Source organism: Rheinheimera soli (assembly GCF_031457405.1).
Lineage (GTDB): Bacteria > Pseudomonadota > Gammaproteobacteria > Enterobacterales > Alteromonadaceae > Pararheinheimera > Pararheinheimera soli_A.
Genome location: NZ_JAVDWR010000007.1, coordinates 53,518 through 79,533 on the forward strand (window position 1 = coordinate 53,518; position 26,016 = coordinate 79,533).

Genomic DNA, 26,016 nt, shown 5'->3' on the forward strand with positions numbered 1-26,016 from the left:
TTTATTAGCCCTCGCCATTATTTTTAATCCAACTTTTTAACTCATTTAGTGATGCTTTTGTTTTCACTTCGTCTGGTGTCGAAACGTCGACTAATGAGAATTGAGCTGCTGCACCTGATAGACCATACCCTTTCGCTACCCGATCCCAATAAGCAGTAAATGCTTCAACGGAAGGTTTCAGGTAGCCTTCTTGTTTTGCTTTTACCGGTGCTTCAAAAGCATTGGCCAAAGATACCGGCACATCTGAAAAATTCACCATCACTAAATCTGCAGGGTTAAAGGCAGCAAAGGTACGTTGCTTGGCATTCGGTGTTTCAGTGGCCAACAGGTGCGCCAGGTGTGCTGCAACTTCCAGCGCTTTACTGCGGTCAACTCCCCCCAAATTTTCTTGCAGTTGCGCCAAATTTAAACTGGCATAGCGATAAAACACACCCGCCGAAAATTCTTGCGTCCCCAGATGGGCAGATCCAAGTTCCTGCAGATCATCTACTGCTGTAAACCAATCAATATCGGAATCAACTGTATGCGTCGTGATGGCATGTGCAATAGACATAGCGCCATCTACTTTCCCTAACTCACTCAACATGCCGCTAGTAGCCATTCGACCACTTAACGCTACATCAACGCCTTGTTGCAAACTTTCACGCATAGCTGCCAAATCATTTTTCAGTTCTTTCGTTAGCTTTTTTTCATCTATTCCCTCAGCATCAGCCTTAGATACTTTGTCGCAAAACCAGTCAAACTCACCAACAACCCAGGGAGTAACGGCATCTCCTGTTGTTTTTTCACTACTATCTAACGTTTTTCCAGTCAGCAGGGTCAATGTACGATCCATTAGTTCAACACTGTATTTATTACCTAATGCTTGCTGCAGTTGCTCACGTAACGCTGATAAATTAATGGTTCGAATACTGGCATCACCAATGTTTGCAGCATAATAGTCGCTTTTGCGAAATGCTCTTTTCAGGCTTTGGCTTGAAATACGCACCCGGCGTTTACCACCAAATACAGCATCCTTTTGCATATTCATATCGTCCCGGTTTAAACATGCTGGACTATGAGAAATAAGCACATGAAAATTAATAAAGTTGTTCATAATCAAATATCCTTATGTGTTTTTCTTTGATGGTAAGGCAAGTACAAAATTTTCTAACAACTCACGACGGGACTGCTGGTTCCACCATGCCAGTTGCTCTGCTAGCAAAGGCCAGTACAATTTAGGTTCTGCATGTGTTAATAACCTGCGTAACTGAACCATGTCATTCGGCCATTCCGCCCGCAGTAACTGATAAACACGCCGCTCATTAATTTTTCCGCTCTCGGCTAATGCTTTGCCCAGGCTAATACCGTTCGGGTGCTTTTCAGATTTATCCGTATGTTGAATAACGTTTTTGCCAGCGCTTAAACAAAACACCATCCGCAACAAAGCACGCTGCATTTTTGGTTCAGGCCAACCAAAAGGTTGTACCAAACGATAAAAAGCGGGAATATCTTTTAACTCATCTGGCTCTGAGACACGTCTTAGCTGAGCACTGGCAGCATTGTCCAGTGCATTCCAGGCGTGGTAGAGCGCTAATGCATCAAGCGGCATTTTGGCCTCCTTGCAGTTGTTTTAAATCAGAAAGATGTTTGCGCAAACTTTGTCTTGCCACTGCAACTGCCCTCACGAGTTTAGGATGGTGGTGATAAGGCGCAGTTACTTGCTCAAATAGCTCAGTACATAACTGATGTAATTGAATACGTAATGCATCAATTTTCGCTATTGGCTCAGCAAAGTTGAGCGTTGCCAGTAAGTCGGGAATAAGTAATTCACTCTGCCGGTAATATTGCCGCTCAGCCACTTCATGTACTGCAATACCAGCACCTTTAATTTCAGAGGTTTTAATACCCTCAACGAAGGTATAAAGGGCTTTTCTTAAGGCCGTTTTATAGTTAAGGCCAATTTGCACTACGGCTTCGATAATCTCGGGGGAATTCTGCCACCCTTGATTTATAGCCATTACTTCGTGGCGGCGCTCCAGAATAGATGCCTGATTATTGCGGTATCCACCTACAATCAACTGTGTTTTTGCATGTCGGAAAATTTTGGCGCATTGAGTAACCACAGCTGCAGGCAACTGCGCATCGCCTTTTTCCGGTTGTAACCTTACTAATACGCGGCTGAGTTGTGTCCATGAAGGTGCTGAAGTGGTAAAAGCAAGGAACTTCTCCTGTGTCTCGCCTTTTTTAACCTGAAATAAACGTGGCGAATGCGGGTGTGGCCAGGTGCCATTGACAGTGAAATTAAACTTGGCTTTAAAAAAGCCGCTATAACGTTTATCTGCATGCTGACCACAGCCTGAGCATTGGCCTGCAACTATAGCCGGACACAGTTCAATATGGTCTGGCTGCCAAAACAATCCACGCACTAAACCGATATTGGCCGCCGCTATTGAAGCGCCCGCGACTATAGGTTGCTGCCAGGTCGGCAGTTGCGACAATTGCAATTCATCGCACATCAACGTCACAAGGCTCGGGCGTGTTAGTACATTCAGCCAAATTGTCGTACGTAAATCAGTAAAACGCGCATCCACCGCCTGTACCAGCGTTGTTACTGGTGAGCCTCCACGCAGACCACTTTTGAAGCCACCGCCAAAACTGGGGGCATTGTTTGCCTGGTTAAATAACGCTATCGCGGTGCAACCGCCACATAACGCATCACCCTGCCCCGGTTCATTGATAAAAGTACAGTTGGTCGCGCCTGTTAATCCCGCTAATAACTTATCCATACCTGTCGGCTCTTTGGCATCAACGCCTTTAACCTGCATAAACGGGTATTCAGGGTGATCCAGACAAAAGGTATCTCGCCAATTGGCAATACCCTGCCTGAAAGCATCTATAGTTAGCGGTTTGGTTACATAACCTTGCAGCGCATGTTCATCTTCAGGTATCCAGCTAACCTGTACCAGACAGATCAGTAACTGTAATGCCGCCAGTTCCATATCGTCACGTGGCAGGCTAAGTAACCAGTGCTCATTGCTGCATAACAGTTGTTCCAGCGTAATAGCTTGTGGGGCGCCGCCATTTAGCGGGCGAACAGGTATCCATTTACTCTGCAATAAATCCATACAACAATCTCCTTTAAACTTATATCTTTAAAGCCAGCACCAACATGACTAAAAGTGCAATAAAAATAATGCCTTGAGGTGTAATATCATTCACCGTTCGAACAACAACCCTCAAATACTTTGCAAAATTCGTCATTATACCAACCTCACATCGTTCATATGTTAGGCAGTATAGGGGCGGATATAAAATAGATCAAGCCATTATGAATACGTAAAAACTTTGATTTAAACAAATCAGACTGTATACTCTCCACTGCTCCCCGTGAGTACGGGGATAAACCTCCATTTTGAATTCGAATGCAGGCAAACATCGATGTTCCCAAAAACTTTTGGGATTAGGTGGGGCTGGTATATACCATCCCCACCTCAACGCCATACTGAAACGTTTCAGAATTACAACGCCACCCCCCGTTATGTAACCTACCTTCTATCCAGTAGCGCCCGTATTCATCTGGCAGCACTTTAATTTTACCTTTCCAGCTATTCGGCACATTTATCTGATTCAATGCTAGAGTTTCTTGTTGCTGATACTCACCAAGTTGTTCGTGAATATGACCATCCAGTAACTGCCTGCCAGCAACTGTACCCACAAAAGGAATTAGCGGGATACTCATTGATCCATCACGGGTAACAGCCCGTTCATTTACTTCACTGTCATACAGGCTGATATTTTCTGCCCATTGCCGCATTTGTCGGGCTTTAATCTTTTTTGTGAAATCTTCATTTTCGAACATTTCCATACCCTGACTAACCCAATCTGGCTCCGGTGCTGTTACGTCATCACAGTAAATGGGCTCTATCCAACTTCTGTAAGCTTCGGGAAATACCAGTGGTTGCTCGCCAAGTGCTTCAATAGCTTGTTGTGTGCGCCACATTACGCGGGTATGGCTATAAATTTTGCCAATGATGCCGTAGCCTTCCGCGCGGGGAAGCAACACCGTCGCTTTAGGTTTTACAAACCCAACCGGGCGCGATGATCTTTGGTGACGATGTAAACGCCCTAAACGTTGAAACAGAAGATCTACCGGGCAAATCTGTGTAACTACCCAATCAAAATCAACATCAAGAGATTGTTCAACTACCTGTGTCGCCACCAAGATCCGCCCACGGCTACGGTCGCCTTCTTTACCAAAACAGGCTAATGCCAGATTTTCTTTTACCTGGCGGTCCAGTAACGAGAAACGAGCATGAAAAAGTTGAATTTCAATCGTACCTGCAGCTGCTTTTAGCTTCTGATAAGATTTTTGAGCAACGTCTACTAAGTTGCAAATCAGACAAACCTGAGCACCTTGCTTTGCCGCCGATAACAGCTGCGTCAGCAATTCATCATCAGGAACAGCATCAACACTGTAGCGAGGTTCGAGATACAAATTAAATTGCGGCGGTTGTTGCTGCGGGTAATCTTCCAGATCAAATTGCCGGAAGTTTAAACCTGATATCCATGACACTTGCGGATAAGGCGTCAGCTCTGCAGTAGATGAAAATTTTGTGGGTAACGTAGATGAATAACTGGCCAGCAATTGCTTTTTTTGCTGCTGGGGTAAAGTGGCCGACAGCAAAATGGCTGGGCTACCGGCTTTTGCCTGATCTTGTAATACCGCTTCCAGCAAGCCATACATATAACGATCATAGGCATGCACTTCATCAACAATAAGTACACTGCGCCCGGCACCAAAGCCGCGAACAAAACGATGGCGCAAAGGTAAAACTGACACCAGCACCTGATCAATGGTACAAACACCAATCTGCCCAAGAAATACCCGCTTTTTACTCTGACTCAGCCATTTAACACACTGGCTTAAGGCATTCTCCCCTTGCCCATTTCCACCTCGTTCTTTAATGTCTTTAAAGGCCTGATTAAAGCGAGAGTTTGCATGTGCCAGCACCAGATTGGGGTTATCAAAAAGTTTAGGTGCTAAGGTTTCAATACGCTGCAGCATCGCATTAGCTGTCGCCTGAGTGGGTAAAGCAAAAATAATACTATCAGCCATATTCTGTTCGACTAGCTTCCAGGCATAAGCTAATGCCGTTTCCGTTTTACCCGAACCCGTAGGTGCCTCAACGATAGTTAAACCGGCTGTTAATGGTAAAGAATCCACCAATACTTGTAGTTGTCTTGGCTGGTGGCCGCTATCCAGCAGCGCTTCTACATTGGCATTGGGTTTTACCTGCCCTGTTAAACCGCTACGTTTAATAACCTTTGCTGCATCATTCTGATAACGCTGCTCAAAATAATGCATAAGTCCACTTTCATCATTTGCGGCTGTCGGTTGAAAAAGAAAAGTGTCATCACTTAACCATGAACCCAACCAATCCGATATCGAACAAAAACCTGCTAATAGTAATGAGCAATCAGGTGGTGAATTTTGCGTCGTTAAGCCGGCAGGTTGAAGAAAAAGTGTTTCGAGCGCAGCTATCCAGGCACTTCGGGCAGCGCGATCCCGCAGGCTAAAAGAATGCAATTCAACAGGCAGGCGGTAACGATGCGAATCCAGTTTATCTGTATGAACAACAGAACCATGATGGCCGCAAACGGCTTCCATCCACGGCAACCAGGATTCAAGTGGATGTGTAGAGCCAAGCGAAAAAGGGTCATCAATTGCATCAGTCTGATAATCACTGTCAAACCAATAAAGCCCAGCTAAACCATGGTCATACTCTTTACAATCATAAGCGGTTGGCATTCTCTCATGTCGGTCTTCAGGATTTAGTACAAGCCATACCTGCGGCACTTTGCACTGAAAACGAATATCAAATTTTCCTAGATCATGAAGCGCGATAAAGAACAGCAGCCAGGCTCTTACTTTTTCCTCATCCAGCTTTTGGTTCCGGCAAAACAAATGCCTTAACGCAGGGCTATGATCCCACCAGTATGCTGCTACCGCCGCCACATCCAAACTATGGTACGCCAGTAAATGATAATCCGGCCCGGGGTGTTCAGGGTCTTTTTTGGCTTTGCCCCAGTAACCGAAGTAGCCTGCGGTTGTTGTATCAGTCATTACTGCTACTCCCTTGGCTCAAACAATAGTGCTTTAACCCCGAATTATTCATTGCCTCAGTACCTTCTTCTATATGCTTGCAACTACATCTAATTGTGGCGAATTCGCCATAGTTAGCTGCAGTTCACTGTATAAATGTCGCTCTACCACTCTACCCTCTCTCCCTGATTTAACAACACTGTACAAAAACACCTGTAAACTAAGTGTGCAGGTTGTGGGTAAGTTTATGATTTTTCTTCAAATAACCATGGTTTTATGTGGTTCAGGTTCACTAAAACCAGTTGCTGGGCTTCGGGGCTGATGTCGATGTCGCGGATATTGACCTGCATTTCCTGCAGCACGTATTGGGCTAAACAGGCGCGGCTGTGGATAAGGAGTTTGCCGTTTTGCATTTGGTAGTCGTGGGCTAAAACTTCTTGTTGGGCAGGTTTGAGGCGGGGGTCGGGTTGGAACTCTAAATACAGTTCAGTGATCCAACCGCTGTCTTGATCAGCGCTGATGTTGGTTTTGCCCATTAACTCAGGTACGCCACGAAAGCGGCTTAAGACAAAGTCGCGAAAGCCTTTAGATTTTTCGCAGTAAGCCCGCAAATGCCAACGTAAGCCAGCGCTGACAAAATGATGGGGCACTATAATGCGGCCCTGGCGGTCGGGGTTGCTGACCGACACATAATCCACATCTACCCGTCGTTTTTGCCGGATGGCAGTGACCAATACCCGGATAATGTCGGCGCTGACCTGGCGCTTGGGCAATGACAAAGTAGTGTATGGCAAAGCTGTGCTTACGTCGGCGATGGCGTCCTGATGGCTGATCCAGTTCAGGTATTCCACTACGTCACCGGAACTATAGGCGTGTTGAAAATTAGCTTGTGGCAGAAAACCTTTGTGGCTGGCGTGGTAAAGCAGGTTGCCGGGTAACAGCTGTTGGTAATAAAGAATATCTTTTTGCGCCTGAGTGCGGCTGATACCAAACTGGCGCATTAAGTGACTGGCGCTGATGCGGCCTTCCCACCAGGCGATCAGCTCAATAAACCACAATCTTTTGTCCTGATTAATGCTAAGCACTTTCTGTCCCTGAATTTTGCTTTAGCACTACCATAACTGAACAGCAACAGCATCGACAATGGCTTTGTTTGAATTTGAGTTTAAAGCCGTCGAATTCGACGGGTTTAGCGAACTGAACCCAGGATAAGGACATCTATCCTGCGCTTGAAAAGCTCTAAGCTTTAACCTGTTGTTTGGAGGCTTAATTAAAATCTGACTAAAGGATCTGGCAATCCCTGCCCTGAGAGATATTCAGCAATTTGTAACAAACGCTCTTTTGCGCGTGGGGAAAAAACGAGTTGTAGTTTACTCATACCTTGCACGAATGGATTTAAACACGTCAGAGGATTTGAGTGCCAGGCCCTGCTCCAACTCTGTCACTGAAATTTGAATATCATCGGCTAACCTTCTGGCCTGCACAAACTCCGCAAAAGCTTTGACTACAGACTGCGGATTACTGCCATATGCCTGTTTTAATTCAGCTTCCAGCTCTGGATTGTCGATTTGGATACTTAACATCTTCCTGCTCCACTGTCTTTACTCTGATAGCCTAATGCTTAGATCACTATAGCTCAACTATTGTTTAATATGCCCTTTGAACCAAACGGCTTTAAACTTAAACCTACCCCGTAAAAATCTCATAATCATCAGGCCCTTTCATATAACCCGGCACTTTGTGGCTGTATAACCGGGCACCCGATATCGCTGTTTGTACCAGCAACTTGTTGTAATGGCTGGCGTTTGGGTCGGCCAGATAATCAGCGCAGTCAAACCAGCGGGCCTGCAGAATTTCACCCGGCTCTGGTGTGGGTTCTGTTTCTTCGGCACTTAAACGGCACACCATATACAAGTTAGAAGCGCCAAACTGGCCCTGATGATGATGGCGTAAGCCTAAAAAACTATCAAAGCTTGCTGCAACACCAGTTTCTTCCAGCACTTCGCGAATGACTGCGTCCACCAGATACTCTTTCGCATCCACCATACCGCCTGGTAATTTGAAATAAGACGGGCTTCGGCCTTCCAAAGGTTTTTCCTGCACCAGCAACACTTTGCCTGAAGCAGATAACACTACAGCGCCCACTCCTATGCTGTGGGTAGCGGCTGAAGGTAAATAACTGTCGGCCTGTAGTTTTTTACTTAACATTAATTTTTCTGGTGTGCAGTGATGAAAAGTGAAACCCAGCTCCAGCGCCACAGAAATCAATTCGGCGCGGCAAGCCGGTATCTCCAGCCAGATCAGCGCATAGCGCTGATGCCAGGCATCGACCGATGCAGCTAAACGACCGGCAAATTCGGCCACAGTATCTGGCAGTTGTTCCGGCCCTATGTAGCAGCCGTTGTAGGGATTTACTATTGCATCAAATAATTTCATTTGGAAAGACACACTAAACAGGTTTAAAAACAAGACGGGCGCCGATAAACGACGCCCCTGCATTTAATCAGCGGGTGTGTAGGGGCTGGGCTTGCCCCTGCCCGTCCATCTGTACCGCAGTTTCATTATTCAGGCAGCGAACATGCCCGAACATTTTATCTGAACAATACTTTTTCTTTCTGGAACCAACTGACACAAAAGGCCAGCAAAGCTGCAGCTATCACCACTGTAGAGCCAAAAATGGCCAGCAGCATACCGACATCTATAGTGCCTTTGATCAGCTCTTTAATCGCCAACGCCACGTTGGCCACAGGCAACATCGCCATGCCCCAGGTCAGTTCAACACCTGGCATTAAAGCCACAATTAACGGCATAAACACAATCATGCTTAAAGGGCCGATGTAGTTTTGTGCTTCTTTAAAGCTGCGGGCATAAATAGATAACGACAGCAGCAAGGACGCAAAAATAGCCGACAACGGAATAAGCATCATCAGAATCAGCAGCAAGTCAGCCACACCTAAAGTAGCCATAGTTTTAGCCACTATATCCACGCCCATCAAAGAGCCAATGACATAACCCCAGCCGCCAAAGCTGGTGACTGTAATAAGTGCTGTGGCAAGGCCTGTGGTCAGTACAGTCAGAAACTTACCTAACACAATAGAGGTTCTGCTGATCGGGCATATCAATAAGGTTTCTAAAGTACCGCGTTCTTTTTCACCAGCACCAATATCAATAGCCGGGTATGAACAACCCGCTAAACACAAAGGGATCAGGATATAAGCAATTAATCCGCCTATTTTTTCGCCTAAATCTTCACGACTTTCAGCTGTATTTACTTTTTCCAGCTTCACCGGCTGTAATAAGGCATCTACTTTTTCCGCTGTTACCCCTAAAGAATCCAGTTTGGCCAGTTGCAGTTTTTTGCTGTAGTCACGCAGTAACTCATTGAAATATTTATCAATCATATCAAGCTGAGACGACATGTTATAAATTACTTTCCATTGGCTTTGCGTCAGGTTCGTTGCATCGGCACTAAAGTCGTCGGCAATGATAATCGCCAGATCAAATTGGTTATCGCGTATGGCTTGTTTCAGCGCTTCAGGATCGGTTAGATCAGACTCTACCTTTTTAAAATTCTTGTGATAAAACAAGGCTTCTGTCAGTTCAGGCGCCTTATCTGCATTGATAATCACGTAGCGGTGTTCTTCGGCTTCGGCTTGTTTGGCCACATTCGCCACCACTAATCCCATAATGCCGAACAGCACAGGGAAGACGAGGATCGGCAGCAATATGATGAAAAACATGGTTTTTTTATCACGAACCAACTCAGTCAGTTCTTTAAAATACACTTGCCACATTTAGTTTTGCTCCCTGTTACTTGCTGTCGCATGAATCACCGTCATAAAGGACTGACGTAAATCCCCATCGGCACTCAATGCCTTAAAGGCGTCAAAACTGTCGGAAAAAGCGCTGATGCCTTTATCAATCACCACAACGCGATCACACAAAGAGGCCACTTCATCCAAATGGTGGGTCGAAAAAATGACCGGTGTGCCCTGCTGTTTTAACGAGCGGATAAAATCCAGCACCGTCTGAGTCGTCATAATATCCAGACCAGTAGTAGGTTCATCCAGAATCACTACTTTGGGCGAATGCACCACAGCGCGGGCTATAGCAGTTTTTTGTTTCATACCGGTCGACATGGCATCGGCTTTCCTATTGGCAAAGTCGTGCATATTCAGCAAGGTGAACAACTCGTCGATGCGCTGTTTTAGCGCAGCTTCGCTCATGCCATGCAAACGGGCAAAATAGGCAATGTTTTCATAAGCAGTTAAGCGGCCATACAAACCTGTGCTGCTGGATAAAAAGCCAATTTTTTTACGCGCCTGCACAGGGTGTTTTAATACATCCACCCCCTCAATCAACACTGAACCTGAATCCGGCTGCAAGGCGGTTGATAAGATGCGTAAGGTGGTGGTTTTGCCCGCACCATTGGGGCCTAATAAACCTAAGACTTCGCCAGAGCCACAATCAAAACTGACATTTCGTACTGAATGAAAGGCTTCTTTGCTGTAGCGCACATCCTGTTTTTCGCTGTCTGACAGCTTCTGGCCGCGGCTGATGGCAAAAGATTTAGCCAGCGCGTCGATTTTAATCATCGAGAGTTCCCTGTGTTGTTCTTGTGTTAAGTGGTGTGGCGTTTTGGTCTGAAGTAACTGGTATCTGCATAAAAATCCAGATCCTGGGCCTGTTGATGCCAGCCCGGCACTCCCAATAATGGCAGTGGACTAAGCTGTTGATTATCAAGCAGCAAGTCGGCATTCACAAGCTGAGCCGCTAATAAATCATCAACAAAATCGTAACCTTCTGTGTTTGTGCAGGTCAAGCCTTCTGGCACTTCAATACAGCATAATTTTGCGGTTAAACCAATAAAAGGCTTAGTGGCCATTTCATAGTTGGCATGACCAAAAATGAGTGGGTTTAGCTCTGTCCACAGCTCTTTATGCTGATAAAAAGCTTCAGTCCATTGATGATTACGTAATAAATCCAGCAAAAACCGCTGCGAAGGTTTGATGCACATAATCACACCACATTCATCCAGCAAGGTGAGTTTATGCCGCACTTTTGTGCGCTCTTTGCTGCCAAATTGCTGAATTTGTTCCATATGCAGCTGATTCATCTGCTGCTTACTTTTAGGAAACAAACACCAGATCAAAGCACCAAACAAGTCATGCCAGTTATTGAGGCGCACCGGAATTTGCCGGCTTTGGTAAATAAAGTCTTCGTAATAACGGCCATCCGCATCCAGTACAGAACTCTCGACAAAACACCAGTCCTGTAATGGTGTGCGCTGATGTAACCATTGAGTCAGTTGCTCTGGCGATGGAAAATGCCTTTGCTCAGCTAAAGGAAAAGTGGCAGCCAAAGCGCTGAAGAGCCCGGGCTGCAAAAACAGCTCAGGTTGCCATTCAGTTGGCGCTACAAATCGGGGATTTACGCTGTTTTTTTGCATGAATAAGAAAAAACTCGTTGTTGCTGTGAAAACTTACGACCTGCATTACCTGTGAAAAGCGCAAAAAACCTCTTGCAATTTTCCTGTAAGCTGGCAAATTCAAGGGGTACGTGTAGACGTACATACTGCCAAAAGCTGGATTAATTAATTATTTAGAGGTTACTCATCATGTGTTCGATATTTGGGGTGCTTGACATCAAGACTGATGTTAAAGCCTTGCGCCAGCAGGCGCTACAGTTATCTAAATTATTACGTCACCGTGGACCGGACTGGTCAGGCGTATGGAACAACGACCATGCTATTTTAGTGCATGAACGTCTGGCTATTGTAGATACTGAAAATGGCGCCCAGCCCCTGATTAATCCAAATCGAAATCACATTCTGGCAGTGAATGGTGAGATTTATAATCACAAAAATTTAGAGAAAAACTTAAACGTCGACTATCAGTTCCAGACCAAATCAGACTGTGAAGTAATTTTACCTTTGTATTTACAACACGGCGTTGATTTTATCGATCAGCTGCAGGGTATGTTTGCTTTTATTCTGTATGACGCAGAGCAAAACCGTTACCTGATTGCCCGTGACCATATTGGCATTATTCCGCTGTATTACGGTTACGACGAACATGGTCAGCTGTATGTGGCGTCTGAATTAAAAGCTTTAGTGCCAGTATGTAAACAAATGCAGGAATTTCCGCCAGGCCATTACTTTGACAGTAAAGTAGGCAAACTGGTGCAGTATTATCAGCGCGACTGGCAGAGTTTTGATGCAGTCAAAGACAACCCGGCTGATTTGGGCGAATTACGGGCCGCTTTAGAGCAAAGCGTAAAAAGCCATTTAATGTCTGACGTGCCTTATGGCGTGTTGTTATCTGGTGGTCTGGATTCATCATTAATTTCTGCTATTACTCAGCAATTTGCCCGTAGTCGTGTAGAAGATGATGGTCAGTCCGAAGCCTGGTGGCCTCGCCTGCACTCTTTTGCGGTAGGTTTAGCGGGTTCGCCCGATTTGGTGGCAGCCCGTAAAGTGGCCGACAGCATTGGCACAGTGCACCATGAAGTGCTGTTTACTGTGCAGGAAGGCTTAGATTCACTGCGTGACGTGATTTATTTCCTGGAAACTTATGACGTCACCACTATTCGTGCTTCAACCCCTATGTACTTAATGGCGCGTAAAATCAAAGCCATGGGTATTAAAATGGTGTTGTCGGGCGAAGGCTCAGATGAGATTTTTGGTGGTTATTTGTATTTCCACAAAGCGCCAAACGCCAAAGAGTTCCACGAAGAAACCTTACGTAAGCTTGACCGTTTGCATATGTTCGACTGCAACCGCGCCAACAAAGCCATGTCGGCCTGGGGTATTGAAGCTCGTGTTCCTTTCCTCGACAAAGAGTTTATGGACGTGGCCATGCGCTTAAATCCTGAAGCCAAAATGTGTGGCAAAGGCAAAATGGAAAAACATATTTTGCGTCAGGCCTTTGATGGCTTATTGCCGCACGACATTTTATGGCGTCAGAAAGAGCAGTTCTCAGACGGCGTTGGCTATAGCTGGATTGACAGCTTAAAAGCTCATGCTGAAAAAGAAGTGACGGATCAGCAAATGGCGACTGCAGCTTTCCGCTTCCCGGTGAATACACCAGACAGCAAAGAAGCTTATTTCTATAGAGTGATCTTTGAAGAGCATTTCCCACACACAGGCGCAATATCCTGTGTACCTGGTGGTAAGTCGGTGGCCTGTTCCACCCCTGAAGCTTTGGCCTGGGATGCAAAAATGGCACAAATGACAGACCCTTCCGGTCGTGCAGTGCGTGACGTTCACGAACAAGGTTATTAAAATACCCTGCGTTCAAAACTGTAGGGGTGGATGAAGGGCGGGGACAAGCCGCAGCCCCTACGGCCCCACCCGCCTAATGACACCACGGTATCATTCGTAAAATACTAAGGTATAGATGGAAGGGCCGGGACAAGCCCCAGATAGCAATTGTGTTTTATTCGAGACGGGCGGGGACAAGCCCCGCCCCTACTGCCAATCTTCAGGTTATTGTGTTTTTTTTCGGCGAATAAAGCGTTTTTATCGGGTTTCGCTGGCGAAATACTCCGGTAGATCGTATGTTAGGCGCCATCTGAATATGCCCTGAATTATGGATCGAAGACTGTGATCAATTTATCCAAATCCTTGTTCACCTTGTTGGCTATCGCCAGCTTAAGCGGGGATCTGAATGCAGAAACGGCACTGAAAGGCCAATGGTTGACTGATTTAGAAGGTCAAACCTTACTGGACCCTCAAACATCGGGCGTTACTTACCGTAAAGGTGAGTTAGTGGTGATTGGCGACCAAAGTGCTCATGAAAGCACCAGAATGAAGTTATTCAGAATAGATCCGGCCACAGGCGCTTCTGTGACTCAGCCTATTCAAATTACTGTCGCCGAAAGCCTGAAAAACAGCTGTTTTTATGGGTACTTGAGTGACAAACCTGACTTCGAAGCCCTGACCTGGGATCGCATTGACGAAACCACTTTAATTACGGTCACTGAAGATGCGTCAGCCTATGAACTAAGCCCTGAGTGTAAAAAAAGATTCAGCCAGACCAACTCCACCAGCTACCCCAGCCTGTTAGTAAAAATTCAGGTCGACAACGCTTTAACCCGAGCTGAAATAGTGGCTGTGCGGCCTGTGCAATTTCCACTGGAGGCCAAAGTAGGCAATTTTCCAAACGATGGTATTGAGGGTTTAGCTGTTGATGATCACCAGAATTTATATCTGGCGCTGGAGCAAAATACTGCTAATAGGCCGCAGTTATTTAAAACCCGTTTAACTCAGGATTTTTGGCTGCGCGATAACTTTGTCAAAGTAATAGACGCTAACCTGACCTTTCCCGTTCTGGACGACAAAGACCATCCAATTAATGGTATTGAGTTTTTACCCAGCCCTATTAAAGGCCACCCGGGTTATTTAGTGGCGGTAGCGCGAAATGACGACGAGTTATGGGTGTTTGATTTAACCAACCGTATTCCGCCTTTTGTGCAGAAGCTGAGTTTTTATGTCAGCACGGATGACAGCGGCCTCTGCCCTGCTTATGAAAAGCTGGTACAAACAGCACTGGAAGCCATCACTATTCACGACGGCACTGTGTATTTAATTAATGATCCCTGGAAACAGCATTACACCGATAATATTCAGTGTGGTACTCATGTCGACAAGTTTAAACGTATGTCGCCTTTGCTGTTTAAAATGCAGGCAGACCCGCGCTGGTTTACCCCTTTCAGAGCAAAATCCCAAACCGCTTTACCTGCACTCAGTGGTTTAGCTGCTTTGGATCAAAACCGTTATCTGGCAGTGCAGGATAAGAAAATTCAGCGTCAGGGCGATCGCTTAACCTTAATTCAGTTAAATGCAAATCAGCAACTGACAGCACAAAGCTTATTTGTTACCAACTGGCCTGCGGGACAGGCGGCCAACGACTTAGAATCTGTCTGTGCTCTGCCTGGTAAAAACAGCGAATTTTTAATAGCGGAAAGCGGCACCTGGCAAGGCTCTTTTGGCCGTTTGTTTCATATCAAAGTATTCCCGACCTATGCCCAGGTACTGAACACTTTTGAATTACCGGTAGAGCGCGACAACAGTCCGGAGCAAGACGGCGATAACTTCGAAGGTTTGGCCTGTGCGAAAAAAGATGTGAATCGTTATCTGGTGATTTTAGGTGAACGGGGCACAGCCACCGCTGCTGGTTTTTTACAATGGGGTGAGCTGGATTTAGCCGCAGCAAATATTCAGTGGAACAGCCAGAAAATTCAGGTTACAGGCCCAACAAAACTGAAAAACCGTCACTACAACAGAGTGATATCCGACTTGCATCTGGAAGGTGACGTGCTTTGGGCCGGCGCTGTGCTGGACAGCTCAGACAATGGCCCTTTTGCCAGTGCAGTCTATCCTTTAGCTTTGGTGAACCCCACTGCAAAACAGCCCATCAGCTTAATGGCTGAACGGCCGGTACTCTGGCAAATTGATGGCTTTAAAGTAGAAGGTTTAGCCAGCCCCAGTCCATTAGTTCCGGGTTCAGCCCTGATGATGGTCACAGACGATGAAAATTATCACGGCCAGTTCCGGCCCTTAGCTATTACAGAGCAAAGCCCCTATGGCAACCCAAGCCCCAAACCAGCCACAACACAATAACCCGCTGCACGGTTTTACCCTGCAGCAAATTCTGGAATTGCTCGTTGAACATTATGGTGGCTTTGCACCTTTAGCAAAGCAAATACCACTGAAATGCTTCAGCTCCAACCCCAGCATCAAATCCAGCCTGACGTTTTTACGCAAAACGCCATGGGCCAGAACTCAAGTGGAAGAGTTGTTTATCAAACTGAAGCTCTATCAAAAAGGGGAACAAACCTGAATCCGAATAATTCAGCTTTACCCTAAGGGCCAGTACTAAAGCTCAAATGGATTTGCAGGTAAGGATACGTCTATGTCGAAACGGCTTTTTTGGGATATTGTGCGCATTGGCATTGTTTACTACTTAATGCCCTTGTTCGCTGCCGTACTGATAATGACCTCAGGAGCACCAATACCACTTTATATAAATCTTAATCCTGAGGCTCTGGTCAGCGTATTCACAATCATTGCGCTGGTTGGCTGGTTCTTCTTAAAGAAAACTCCATTCAAAAGCTTTGGGAAATTGTTGTTGATGTCATTGCCCGGTGTGGTCGTGTTGGCGATGTATCACAAAGTATCCGTATCGTTTTCAGACGTCAATTACACCGCATATACCATCATGCTATTTGTATTATTCCTGATTGCAGCAATTTATTTCATGTTTCCGGTCAGACAAATCAAACCCTTTCTGATGCTTATACCTGTTTCGGCAACTTCCTGGTTTATGCTGCATGCCATATATAAACCAGTAAACCTCGCGTATGGCGCGGTAGCGAGCCGTGACAAGCTAACGGCTAACCAATATCAGGAGCTTTGGGAATTAATACCACAGCTTTGTGTAAGTAGTTTACAAACAAGCTCTTTAGCTATTCCTTTAGTGCTGATTTACTATGTGTCCCTGTATGGAAGTAACCCAAAGAAAGCATATGAACGTCTGAAAACGCAGTTTATGGCGAAAACAAAGGAAAATCTTTAATAAACCTGGCACTGATATGAGTAAACCGAATAAAAGGGAGTCATGCGTAAAAACGGGGCAAAGTATTGCACCTTGCCCGGAGTTTGAGTTGATAAAATTTTTTAGCAGGCTGTTCTTGCTATAAAATTCCTGGTTTGTTTTGTCTCCAATACATAAAAACTAAGTCAATATATTGTTTGACGTCTCAGGGTAACCGATCCAACCTAAAAACTATCAAAGCTCAGCCCATTCATTCCGGGTTCTGCCCTGATGATGGTCACAGACGATGAAAATTATCACGGCCAGTTCCGGCCCTTAGCTATTACAGAGCAAAGCCCCTATGGCAACCCAAGCCCCAAACCAGCCACAACACAATAACCCGCTGCACGGTTTTACCCTGCAGCAAATTCTGGAATTGTTAGTTGAACATTATGGTGGCTTTGCACCTTTAGCAAAGCAAATACCACTGAAATGCTTCAGCTCCAACCCCAGCATCAAATCCAGCCTGACCTTTTTACGCAAAACGCCATGGGCCAGAACTCAGGTTGAAGAATTGTTTATCAAACTGAAGCTCTATCAAAAGAGCTAGCCGCGAGGCTGGCTTTTGGCTTTATGTCCGAAGAAGGTTATGCCACATGGTCTGAATGCGCCTGAGACTTCGCAGTCATAAAGTATCAGCCCCAGGTTCAACAAACAAAGGACTAGATCACTTTGCTTACGACAAAGTTATCAAAATAGGCGCATTCCGCTTTGTAACTGCCATCTTCGGTTCGGGGTGCCCAATCCGGTGTAGCGCCACCATGAAAGGTAATAAATAACATTTTGTTGATTAAAGATGCGGGGGTATCTTTGGCCCGGAATCGGAGCTTGTCATGGTGGATGACTTCCACATCGTCCACTGATACCACTACTTTTCCATCAGCTAAGTGAACTTCACTATTTAGCCTGACCAACATCTGTACCTTATGGTAGATGCCTGGTGTAAAACGAAAAGTCTGTGCAACCTTAACATCGCCAAACTTACCTTTCATATCCTGATGATAGACATAGGTTCGCAAAGTTCCTTCCGGACCAAACATCAGCCGGGCACTCCAGCCTTCAGCTGTGATTGGATTGCCTCCTGTTATGGGGTTTTCTGGCCCCAATCCGTGCAGTTTGCCGCCACGGACAAAGTCGAAGTTGTCACAAAATCTCACGGCAAAACTCAATTGGTACTGCAGCGCTGCTTCAGGTAGCTTAGCCGCCGCATAAACTCTGTAGCTACCCTGCTCAAAACCCTGATACGTCACTGCAATAGCGTTAGAGCCCTGCACTCCTGAGTTGCTAACCAATGCAGCGTAGCGCTTCTTTGCCAGCGATTGTGCAAACTCAGAGAGTTTCGCATCGAAGTTCTCAACAAAAATTTCAGCAGATCCCGGCTTTTCAGAAGCAACTGCATCAGTGCCCCAGCCACTAAGAAAAATTGCTGTTGTTGCATATAACATTATTTTTTTCACATCTGGGCCTCAATCTGGTTGATTCTTAATCGGATAAAGGCCGCACAGTGTGATTATAAAATCAGATCACGTGACCAACTGGTCATGTCTGACTACTGATACTCGTTTTAGTTTAAAAAGGCGCAATTCTTCGTGCATTTTTGATAGAGCCAGTTCGCAAATTTTTTGACGCTTAAGGTTTATTACCTGGTCCAAAGCCATAACTCTTTGTCTGACTGAGCTGGTGACTATAAAGTCACCAGCTCAGGAAATCACTGGATCACTTTGCTCACAACAAAGTTGTCGAAATAAGCACATTCCGTTTTGTATTTTCCATCTTCAGATCTGGGAGCCCAGTCAGGCGAAGCTCCCCCATGAAAGGTAATGAATAACATTTTGTTGATTAAGGATGCAGGGGTGTCTTTGGCACGGAATCTGATATTGTCATGATGGATCACTTCAACACCGTCAACCGATACAACTACTTTTCCATCAGCTAAATGAACCTCAGTATTTAAACTGACCACCATTTGCACTTTTTGGTAGATGCCAGGCATAAAACGGAAATTCTGTGCAAGCTTGGTATCACCAAATTTACCCTTCATGTCCTGATGATAGATGTAAGTACTTAAACTGCCCTCACGGCCAAACATCAGTCGGGCACTCCAGCCTTCTTCCGTAATTTTATCTCCTCCGGTTATTGGGTTTTCTGGCCCCATTCCATGCAGCTTTCCGCCCCAGACAAAATCAAAATTGTCACAAAATTTCACTGAAAAACTTAGTTGGTATTGTAGTGCGGCGACGGGCAATGTAGCTGCAGCATAGACTCTGTGACTGCCTTGCTCGAAGCCCTGATACTTAACCAGAATAGCATTCGTGTCTTTTATACCTTGTTTTCTGGCAAATGTTGCGTAGCGTTGTTTTGATGTAAGTGTTCTTCCAAACTGGGACAATTTAACATCAAAGTTCTCAACAAAGACGTCGTTTTTTCCCGGTTTTTCTGCTGCGACACTAGTTAGGCAATAGCTTGAAAGTACTACTGCTGTAGTAAAAGATAAAATAGACTTCATGTAATCCAACCTCTGCCCGGTTACTACTCAAGCATAAGGCCCCAGGCAAGACCTTATTCACATCTTGTCTGACTTAAGCCGTATTTTTTGGCTTGAGTTCAGACTATTTGGTCAATTTTTTTATCTGACTCTAAGTCGAGTCTACTCCAGAAAGATACGCATCATTGCTTATTTTTTGATCATTATTTTGCGCCGCTTCGTCAGTCTTAAACTAGTGCAATCAATAGAGTGACTTAGCCTAAATTTTGAACAGAAGAAATAGTTAAGGTGTGGCGTACACAGACAGGGCAAGCGATACTTTGAAGGTAAGATGCATGAAAAAGGACATCCTGTGGCAAGGTATTTGGTCAGAATTCATAGCTCCAACAACTGCGGCCCTTATTTGAACACCACAGAGCATGTTGGAGGATTTTGGGTGCTGGAAGCTGCCAATTTAAACGAAGCAGTAGACTGGAGGCGCAAAGCCGCAATAGAGTGCAAAGCGTCAAAGCAAAACGGCTTGCTTTGCCTGAAGTGAAAGAAATGCTGGTCAATTCCTGTCGCCTAATTTATAAAGTTCAGCAGAATAAGTTGTTTAGCCTTTCTCTGATGCAACAGGAAAGAGATTTACCTAAACTTAGGTGAAGTCAGAATTTAAAATAGAATCTGCAAAAGATTGACACTTAGAGGACAGCCAGTTTGGAACTATACACTATTGAAATTACCCTGCCCTTTAAAGCAAAAAAGCCGTGGCGGCGGGTGATTGAAGTGGAAGAAAACACACCATTGTTTGAGTTGCATTATTTTATCCAGACTATGGTGAAGTTTGATAATGATCACTTGTACGAGTTTCATATCGCCAAAACCCCGGGCAGAAATACGCAACGTATTGATGACGGAAAAATGCTGAATGAGGTGTATCCTCTGGATCGAAGCAAATTGTTTTATCTGTTTGATTTTGGCGATTGCTGGTTATTTCAGTTTAAAAAACTACGCAAAAAAGCTGAAAAACAACCCCGAATAAAATATCCGCGAGTGGTTGAGTCTGAAGGCAGAAACCCAAGGCAATACTAAGTAACCTAATTTCGGTTTAAATAAAAAAGCCCGGCGAAGTTTATCTGAGCCGGGCTTTTTTGTATGGATCACAAGGAGTTCAGAAAAGCCAGCAGCGCTTCACGTTCTGCTGTTGGCAGGCTCACAAAGCGGTTTTTGATCACTTCAGCTTCACCGCCATGCCATAAAATAGCTTCGGTTAAAGTGCGGGCGCGGCCATCGTGTAAATAACCAGCCGGAGTGCTTCCTGCCACAAACTGGGTATAACCTAAACCCCAAAGCGCCGGAGTTCTCCACATGCTGCCTGTTGCCAGTCCTTCGCTAAAGTTGTCGGCAAGCCCTTCGCCCATATCATGCAGCAGCAGGTCGGTATACGGCTTAATGTTTTGATGACGCACTTCGTCAAACTCAGAGCGGGCGCTGGTTTTCACCTCACTGGTATGACATGCCACACAGCGAATGTCTTTAAATACTTTTTCGCCTGCTGCTATTTTTGCAGGGTTTATGTCCAGATAAGCCAAAGGTGACACACCTTTGGGAAAACCACTGACGACACTGCGCTGAGCAGGTACTGCTAACAAATGCAGGTATTGAGTCATTAAAGTGACGGCTTGCTCCGGCAAACCAGGTTCCGCAGTCGCCGGATCACAATGTTTCGGACCAGCTAAGCAGTCCAGTTTGGGATAAACAGGGGAGGTAACGGCCATATCCAGCAAAGCGGCATTCGTCACCTGATGGCGTAAGCTGACTTTACCTGCTTTCCAACCATAACGGCCTAAACGAACTTCTCCGGTTTCAGGATCATAGGCATAATTGGCCGTTCCCAGCACGCCGTCGGCATCTGGTGCGCTGCGAACACGGGATAAAATGGTTTCGTCTGAAATGGCTTCCAGCAAGCCCATACCAATCAAAGGCTGAGCCTGGCGCACCGAATAGACCTCAGGTTCTGGCCCTTCGAAGGCAATAGTGGGCTTACGCAGTTCAACCACTGTGCCATCTGCAAGAGTGACATTACTGCTGGTAAAACCTGAAACCCAGGCGCCATTGCCCCAGTTTTGCATCTCGCCTGTGCTGACAGAACGTCCATTCATCTGCAGCGCCTGACCGTAAATGGGGTGAGGCAGATAGTGGCCATTGGCATCAGTGCCTGTAGCACCAACCCGCACTGCCATGGTGTCCAGTCGTTGATTACGCACTGTGGGTGCCACACTGCGGCCATTGTTTACATGGCAATTAAAACAGGAGGACTGATTAAAGCGTGGGCCTTGCAACTGACGACCAGCGTCATTGCGGTCATTGCCCTCTTCGTTATGAACCCCTGTCCATAAGTTGGTATGTAACCAGCGACGCCCTTCCATAAAACGCTGCATATTCTGCATGCCAATAGTGTTGTGCGGCTGCTGAAACATAAAAGTTGGATTATCGGCATAATCATAAGACACAGAACCCAGACCGCCTTGCAGTGTAGGTTCTGGCAAAGGTTCATTCATCAGGCGGGGCTGAACACCGTACCAGGGCCTTAGTCCTTGTCCCATCACATAGGTCAGTTCGTTGGTGTAATACCGAAAAGCGCCGTTGTCACCTATGGCATCCATGGCAGCACGGGTGGAGAAAAACGAACTGGTGAACTCAATCACATCGCCTTTTTTCAGCACTCGGGAGTTCACACTGCTGCCGTTTGGTACCAGAACTCCATCGACATTGGCAGAAAGTGCTCTGTGACCCGGGTAGCGGTCAAACACCACACTACAGCCATCATTAGCACCAATCACGCCGTTGTAGCCGCTGTCGGGGCGCAATAACACGCCATTGGCAGGTTTGGCGACTACAGGACAAGCAGCGCCTTCATCATGATAAGTAGAATCATCCAGCAAATCCCCCGGGCTCATCCAGCCAAAACCTGTCACGCCCGGCTCATCAAAACGGCGGACAAAAGCATGACCACCGCCCTTTTGTGCTTGTTGGAAGTACTGGTTGACGATGATTTTGGGTTCAGTCACACCAACTACATTGCTGTTGTCGATAAACTCCACACCCCAGGTGCGGTTTTTAAAATAGTTAGCAATAAAATTCAAATGAGCACCAGGGCCTTTATCCTGTGGATTGCCTGCTGCATCTACCGTATCATTCACACCAAAACCAATCTCATTCCAGTCCTCCCCCCGCTCCCGGGCATGACGGGAGCGCCCCACCATACCAAAGCGGGTGACCAGTGTGCCGTCGGCTAAGGTAAAACTGACAGTTTCAATAGGTTCAGCCGGTGCTGGCAGTGGCGTGCGGCCCTCCCCACTTTGTGGGTAGGCCAACACAGAGGTATCCAGTACAGGCATGGAGTTCTCGGTGCCTGGGGTATTAAACTCCACCTCAAACAGAGAATAACCATACTGAGTTTGGCGGCTGATGCCTTGTAAACGCAGATAGCGGACATGGACATCCAGATTCAGAAACTCTTCTGTAGCCCCTTTTGAACCCACCATATAACGCAACTGATACCAGTTTTGCGCATCGTCTGACACATAAATAGCGTACTCTTTGGCATGGGCATTTTCCCAATACAGCTTCATAGCACCAATGGCTGTTTTGGTACCAAAATCAAACTGCAACCAGGCCTTGTCTGCATCTGCAACATCCTCACCCCACGCACTTTCCCAGCGTGTCGTCATGTCGCCATCTATGGCTTTAGCAGCAGTATTAGTGGCGTTTTCATCGCCAGAGGAGCTGGCTGCCACAACAGCCACAGGTGAGCCGGACGCAGTTTTACCGTAATTGGCTGCAATTCTTAACTCAGCCGGTGGCGCAGGCAAGGAAGGAGCATCCGCTTTGGGCAGTGGCGCTGTTTTCGCATCAGGTGCAGCTTCAAGTTCTGGCTCAGGCAAGTCTTCCAGTGGTGGTGGAGTGACTGGCGGAGTCTCCACCGGAGGTGGTGTGATGACAGGCGGTGGTATCACAACAGGAGGAATAATGACAGGCGGAGTTCCAGAGCCTGTATCATCAGGCACAGTGCTGTTGTCTCCTCCACCACAAGCTGCAACAAACAAAAGCAGCACAGGGACCATCAGAGCGCTTTTCAGCCTGAACCTGTGCATAAAAAACTGACTAACAGAACAAGGCTTCATACCCTTCACTCCCAAATGATCCCAAACGAATTTCTCCACGTCAGCCAGGACGCTTTTAAACAAAGCGGCTACAACGGCTGAAATCATGAGGCAATGCACCCTTATGTTTTGTAATTAATTGTGTTCTTCCCACCACAAGACAACAGGCGGTTGATGCTATTCAACTAATTTTTACAATGCTACAGTGGTGTTTGTTTAATTTTATCATTGGTAAAGGAAATCCCATGACCACCATTATTACCTTAGTGATTGCCGCTGTGATCCTGTTTTTTATTGCCAGTATTTACAACCAACTGGTGAAACTGAAAAACCGCTTTCAAAATGCCTTTGCTCAAATTGAAGTGCAGTTAAAGCGCCGCTACGACTTAATTCCTAATCTGGTGGAAACCGCCAAAGCTTATATGTCGCACGAGCGCGACACACTGGAAGCTGTGATTGCTGCACGTAACAGTGCCATGACTCAGTTGACAGCAGCTGCCGCTCAGCCTGGTGATGCGACGGCGATCAGCCAGTTGGCCGGGGCTGAATCCGCTTTGCAAGGTGCCATGACCAAATTCAGTATGGTGATGGAAGCCTACCCGGATTTAAAAGCTAATCAGAATATGATGCAGCTGACTGAAGAGCTGACCAGCACTGAAAATAAGGTGGCTTTTGCCCGTCAGGCTTTTAATGACGCAGTGACTGAATACAACAGCTACAAACAAAGTTTCCCTCCTGTTATTTTTGCCGGTTTTTTTGGTCATCAGAACGATGCCAAACTGCTGGAATTTGCCGACAGTGCAGCTATTCAGGCCGCACCTAAAGTGAGCTTCTGAGTCCTGTGGCTACTAATTTTTTTGCGGCTCAGGATCAGGCGCGCGGCAATACCAAATTGCTGGTTTTTCTGTTTATCTTAGCTGTGATCACCCTGTTGGTGCTGACCAATCTGTTGGTGATGATCACTTTAGGTATCATGGCTCCTGAACAGTACCAGTTGCTGTTAAATCCTGCGGATCCGCTTTGGCTTGAACAATTGCCATGGAAAATGATGGGCTGGGTCAGCTTGTTTGTTTTTGTGATCATAGCTGCAGTGATCAGTATCAAACAGGCTGAATTGAGTCAGGGTGGTCAGGTGGTTGCCAAAGCGCTGGGCGGTCGTCTGGTGGAACATCATCTGGCGGACGATAAACAGCAGCGTTTGCTCAATATTGTTGAAGAAATGGCTATTGCAGCAGGCGTACCTGTGCCGCCTGTTTATTTAACGCCAGAATCCTCCATCAACGCTTTTGCCGCTGGTTATTCACCGGCAGACGCAGTGATAGGTGTCACTCAGGGTTGCCTGAACCTGCTGGACCGTGATCAACTGCAAGGTGTGATAGCCCATGAATTCAGCCATATTTTAAACGGCGATATGAAGCTGAATATTCGGCTGATTGCGCTGTTGCATGGCATCGAATGTATTGGTCATGCCGGTTACTTCCTGCTGCGCAGCGGTGGCCGCAGACAGGCTGTGATTGCCAGCAGCTCTAAATCCAAAGACAACGGCGGCGGTATTCTTGGTCTGGCACTGGGCCTGATGATACTGGGTTATTTAGGCACATTTTTTGGCAGCCTGATTAAAGCCGCAGTTAGTCGGCAGCGCGAGTTTTTGGCGGATGCCAGCGCAGTGCAGTTTACCCGTAACCCTGCAGGCATAGCCGGAGCACTAAAAGCCATTGGTGGCGCCAGTTACGGTAGTAAGATAAAAAACCCCAATGCAGATGAAATGAGCCACTTATTTTTTGGTGAAGCCATTAGCCGCTGGACCAGTTTATTTGCCACCCACCCACCGCTGCCACAGCGTATCAAACGGCTGGACCCCAACTGGAACGGCGTGTTTCCGGCAGAAGCACAATTAAAACAACAAAGCAGCACAGAACCATCTACTGCGGCTAAAACGACAGAGCAAAAAACTGCGGCTGTACTGGCCGCTTTGCCGGCTTTTTTACTGCACAGCAGCCGCCATGCTCCCTCAGCCCCTGCTTTGTGTTGCGCTTGCCTTATTCAAACCGAACATTTAGCCAAACAATGGGCTATGGTCAAAGCCCTTGGCGACCATCAACTGATGCAAAACGTCGATAAGTTATATGACGATGTCAGCCGTTTATCAGGCAAACAAAAGCTGCAGTTGCTGCAAATTGCAGTGCCGGGTTTAAAGCAAATGTCACACCAGCAGTTTGTTCAATTTCAGCAACTTTGCCAGAACCTGAGTCAGTGTGATGGTGAAGAAGATTTATTGGAATGGGCCCTGTTAAACTGGTTACAACATTGTGTTGGCAGTCAGTTTGACTCCTCTTTGCTGCATCGCCGTGATCAAAGCAGCAGTCTGGAGCAGGTGCAGCAGCCTGTGCTGACACTGTTGTCTTTATGTGCACAGCAGGCCAAACACGAAGAATTACAGGATCAGTCCTGGAAAATGGGTTTAGAGGTGCTTGGTTTGCCAGCCTCAACAGCCCGCCCGCCCGTCAGTTTTCAACTGCTGAGTGAACAGCTACCAGCCCTGATCCACAGTGCGCCCCGGCTGAAACAACAATTGTGGCAAATGTTGAAAATGGCAGTGCATGCCGACGAACTGGTCAATGAGCAGGAAGAGCTGTTATTGCATGCTCTGGTGTTATTGCTGGAAATCCCTGTCAGCCCTGATCAGTATTCAGGCTAAAATAC

21 protein-coding genes are annotated in these 26,016 nt (G+C 46.4%); 8 read left to right on the forward strand and 13 right to left on the reverse strand.

All coding sequences use genetic code 11. The features are described 5' to 3' along the window. Positions 1 to 4: 4 nt before the first annotated feature. The 10 genes from cas7e to J2W69_RS11790 form a co-directional block, all read right to left on the reverse strand. Positions 5 to 1,096: a type I-E CRISPR-associated protein Cas7/Cse4/CasC gene (gene cas7e / locus J2W69_RS11745; protein ID WP_310278532.1), complete on the reverse strand. Its 1,092-nt coding sequence runs from the start codon at positions 1,094 to 1,096 to the stop codon at positions 5 to 7. Between the two features lie 12 nt (positions 1,097 to 1,108). Beyond that, positions 1,109 to 1,591, reverse strand: a complete 483-nt coding sequence (gene casB / locus J2W69_RS11750) for a type I-E CRISPR-associated protein Cse2/CasB (RefSeq protein WP_310278535.1) — start codon at positions 1,589 to 1,591, stop codon at positions 1,109 to 1,111. Continuing rightward, a complete protein-coding gene (gene casA / locus J2W69_RS11755) occupies positions 1,581 to 3,107 on the reverse strand; it encodes a type I-E CRISPR-associated protein Cse1/CasA (RefSeq protein ID WP_310278538.1) in 1,527 nt (508 codons plus the stop codon). Before casA ends, casB begins: the two co-directional genes overlap by 11 nt. 335 nt (positions 3,108 to 3,442) lie before the next feature. Then, complete coding sequence (gene cas3 / locus J2W69_RS11760) at positions 3,443 to 6,106, reverse strand: CRISPR-associated helicase/endonuclease Cas3 (RefSeq protein WP_310278541.1); 2,664 nt, start codon at positions 6,104 to 6,106, stop codon at positions 3,443 to 3,445. A 224-nt stretch (positions 6,107 to 6,330) separates the two neighbouring features. Then, positions 6,331 to 7,170, reverse strand: coding sequence for a BrxR family helix-turn-helix transcriptional regulator (locus tag J2W69_RS11765; RefSeq protein WP_310278544.1), 840 nt, complete (start codon positions 7,168 to 7,170; stop codon positions 6,331 to 6,333). 285 nt (positions 7,171 to 7,455) lie between these two features. Next, positions 7,456 to 7,668 (reverse strand): hypothetical protein, encoded by a 213-nt coding sequence (locus tag J2W69_RS11770; protein ID WP_310278547.1) that lies wholly within the window; start codon positions 7,666 to 7,668, stop codon positions 7,456 to 7,458. Between the two features lie 103 nt (positions 7,669 to 7,771). Further along, the gene (locus J2W69_RS11775; protein WP_310278549.1) at positions 7,772 to 8,521 is read right to left on the reverse strand and encodes an NUDIX hydrolase; all 750 of its coding nucleotides are present in this window, start codon (positions 8,519 to 8,521) and stop codon (positions 7,772 to 7,774) included. A 155-nt stretch (positions 8,522 to 8,676) separates the two neighbouring features. Next, complete coding sequence (locus J2W69_RS11780; RefSeq protein WP_310278553.1) at positions 8,677 to 9,879, reverse strand: ABC transporter permease; 1,203 nt, start codon at positions 9,877 to 9,879, stop codon at positions 8,677 to 8,679. Then, positions 9,880 to 10,680, reverse strand: a complete 801-nt coding sequence (locus J2W69_RS11785) for an ATP-binding cassette domain-containing protein (protein ID WP_310278555.1) — start codon at positions 10,678 to 10,680, stop codon at positions 9,880 to 9,882. Positions 10,681 to 10,706: 26 nt separating this feature from the next. After that, a complete protein-coding gene (locus tag J2W69_RS11790) occupies positions 10,707 to 11,534 on the reverse strand; it encodes a DUF3025 domain-containing protein (RefSeq protein WP_310278558.1) in 828 nt (275 codons plus the stop codon). A gap of 168 nt (positions 11,535 to 11,702) precedes the next feature. Here J2W69_RS11790 and asnB point away from each other — a divergent pair, with 168 nt between their 5' ends. The 5 genes from asnB to J2W69_RS11815 all read left to right on the forward strand — a co-directional run bounded on the left by asnB (position 11,703) and on the right by J2W69_RS11815 (position 17,230). After that, entirely contained in the window at positions 11,703 to 13,367 is a 1,665-nt protein-coding gene (gene asnB / locus J2W69_RS11795) for an asparagine synthase B (protein ID WP_310278561.1), read from the forward strand. A 321-nt stretch (positions 13,368 to 13,688) separates the two neighbouring features. Continuing rightward, positions 13,689 to 15,707, forward strand: coding sequence for a hypothetical protein (locus J2W69_RS11800; RefSeq protein ID WP_310278564.1), 2,019 nt, complete (start codon positions 13,689 to 13,691; stop codon positions 15,705 to 15,707). After that, entirely contained in the window at positions 15,670 to 15,927 is a 258-nt protein-coding gene (locus tag J2W69_RS11805; protein ID WP_310278566.1) for a VF530 family protein, read from the forward strand. Before J2W69_RS11800 ends, J2W69_RS11805 begins: the two co-directional genes overlap by 38 nt. A gap of 72 nt (positions 15,928 to 15,999) precedes the next feature. Further along, complete coding sequence (locus J2W69_RS11810; RefSeq protein ID WP_310278569.1) at positions 16,000 to 16,662, forward strand: hypothetical protein; 663 nt, start codon at positions 16,000 to 16,002, stop codon at positions 16,660 to 16,662. 319 nt (positions 16,663 to 16,981) lie between these two features. Continuing rightward, positions 16,982 to 17,230: a VF530 family protein gene (locus tag J2W69_RS11815; protein WP_310278572.1), complete on the forward strand. Its 249-nt coding sequence runs from the start codon at positions 16,982 to 16,984 to the stop codon at positions 17,228 to 17,230. Between the two features lie 112 nt (positions 17,231 to 17,342). Here J2W69_RS11815 and J2W69_RS11820 read toward each other — a convergent pair whose 3' ends face one another. Continuing rightward, the gene (locus J2W69_RS11820) at positions 17,343 to 18,137 is read right to left on the reverse strand and encodes a polysaccharide lyase (RefSeq protein ID WP_310278575.1); all 795 of its coding nucleotides are present in this window, start codon (positions 18,135 to 18,137) and stop codon (positions 17,343 to 17,345) included. Positions 18,138 to 18,388: 251 nt separating this feature from the next. Further along, the gene (locus J2W69_RS11825) at positions 18,389 to 19,186 is read right to left on the reverse strand and encodes a polysaccharide lyase (RefSeq protein WP_310278578.1); all 798 of its coding nucleotides are present in this window, start codon (positions 19,184 to 19,186) and stop codon (positions 18,389 to 18,391) included. A gap of 678 nt (positions 19,187 to 19,864) precedes the next feature. Between J2W69_RS11825 and J2W69_RS11830 the strand changes: the two genes are divergently transcribed. Beyond that, entirely contained in the window at positions 19,865 to 20,239 is a 375-nt protein-coding gene (locus J2W69_RS11830; protein ID WP_310278581.1) for an IS1096 element passenger TnpR family protein, read from the forward strand. A 68-nt stretch (positions 20,240 to 20,307) separates the two neighbouring features. Here the strand turns inward: J2W69_RS11830 and J2W69_RS11835 are convergent, their stop codons facing one another. Further along, entirely contained in the window at positions 20,308 to 23,334 is a 3,027-nt protein-coding gene (locus tag J2W69_RS11835) for a di-heme oxidoredictase family protein (RefSeq protein ID WP_310278584.1), read from the reverse strand. 224 nt (positions 23,335 to 23,558) lie between these two features. Here J2W69_RS11835 and J2W69_RS11840 point away from each other — a divergent pair, with 224 nt between their 5' ends. Further along, the gene (locus J2W69_RS11840; protein WP_310278587.1) at positions 23,559 to 24,149 is read left to right on the forward strand and encodes a LemA family protein; all 591 of its coding nucleotides are present in this window, start codon (positions 23,559 to 23,561) and stop codon (positions 24,147 to 24,149) included. Between the two features lie 5 nt (positions 24,150 to 24,154). Further along, on the forward strand, positions 24,155 to 26,011 hold the full coding sequence (locus J2W69_RS11845; protein WP_310278590.1) for a M48 family metallopeptidase: 1,857 nt from the start codon (positions 24,155 to 24,157) through the stop codon (positions 26,009 to 26,011). Positions 26,012 to 26,016: the final 5 nt, after the last annotated feature.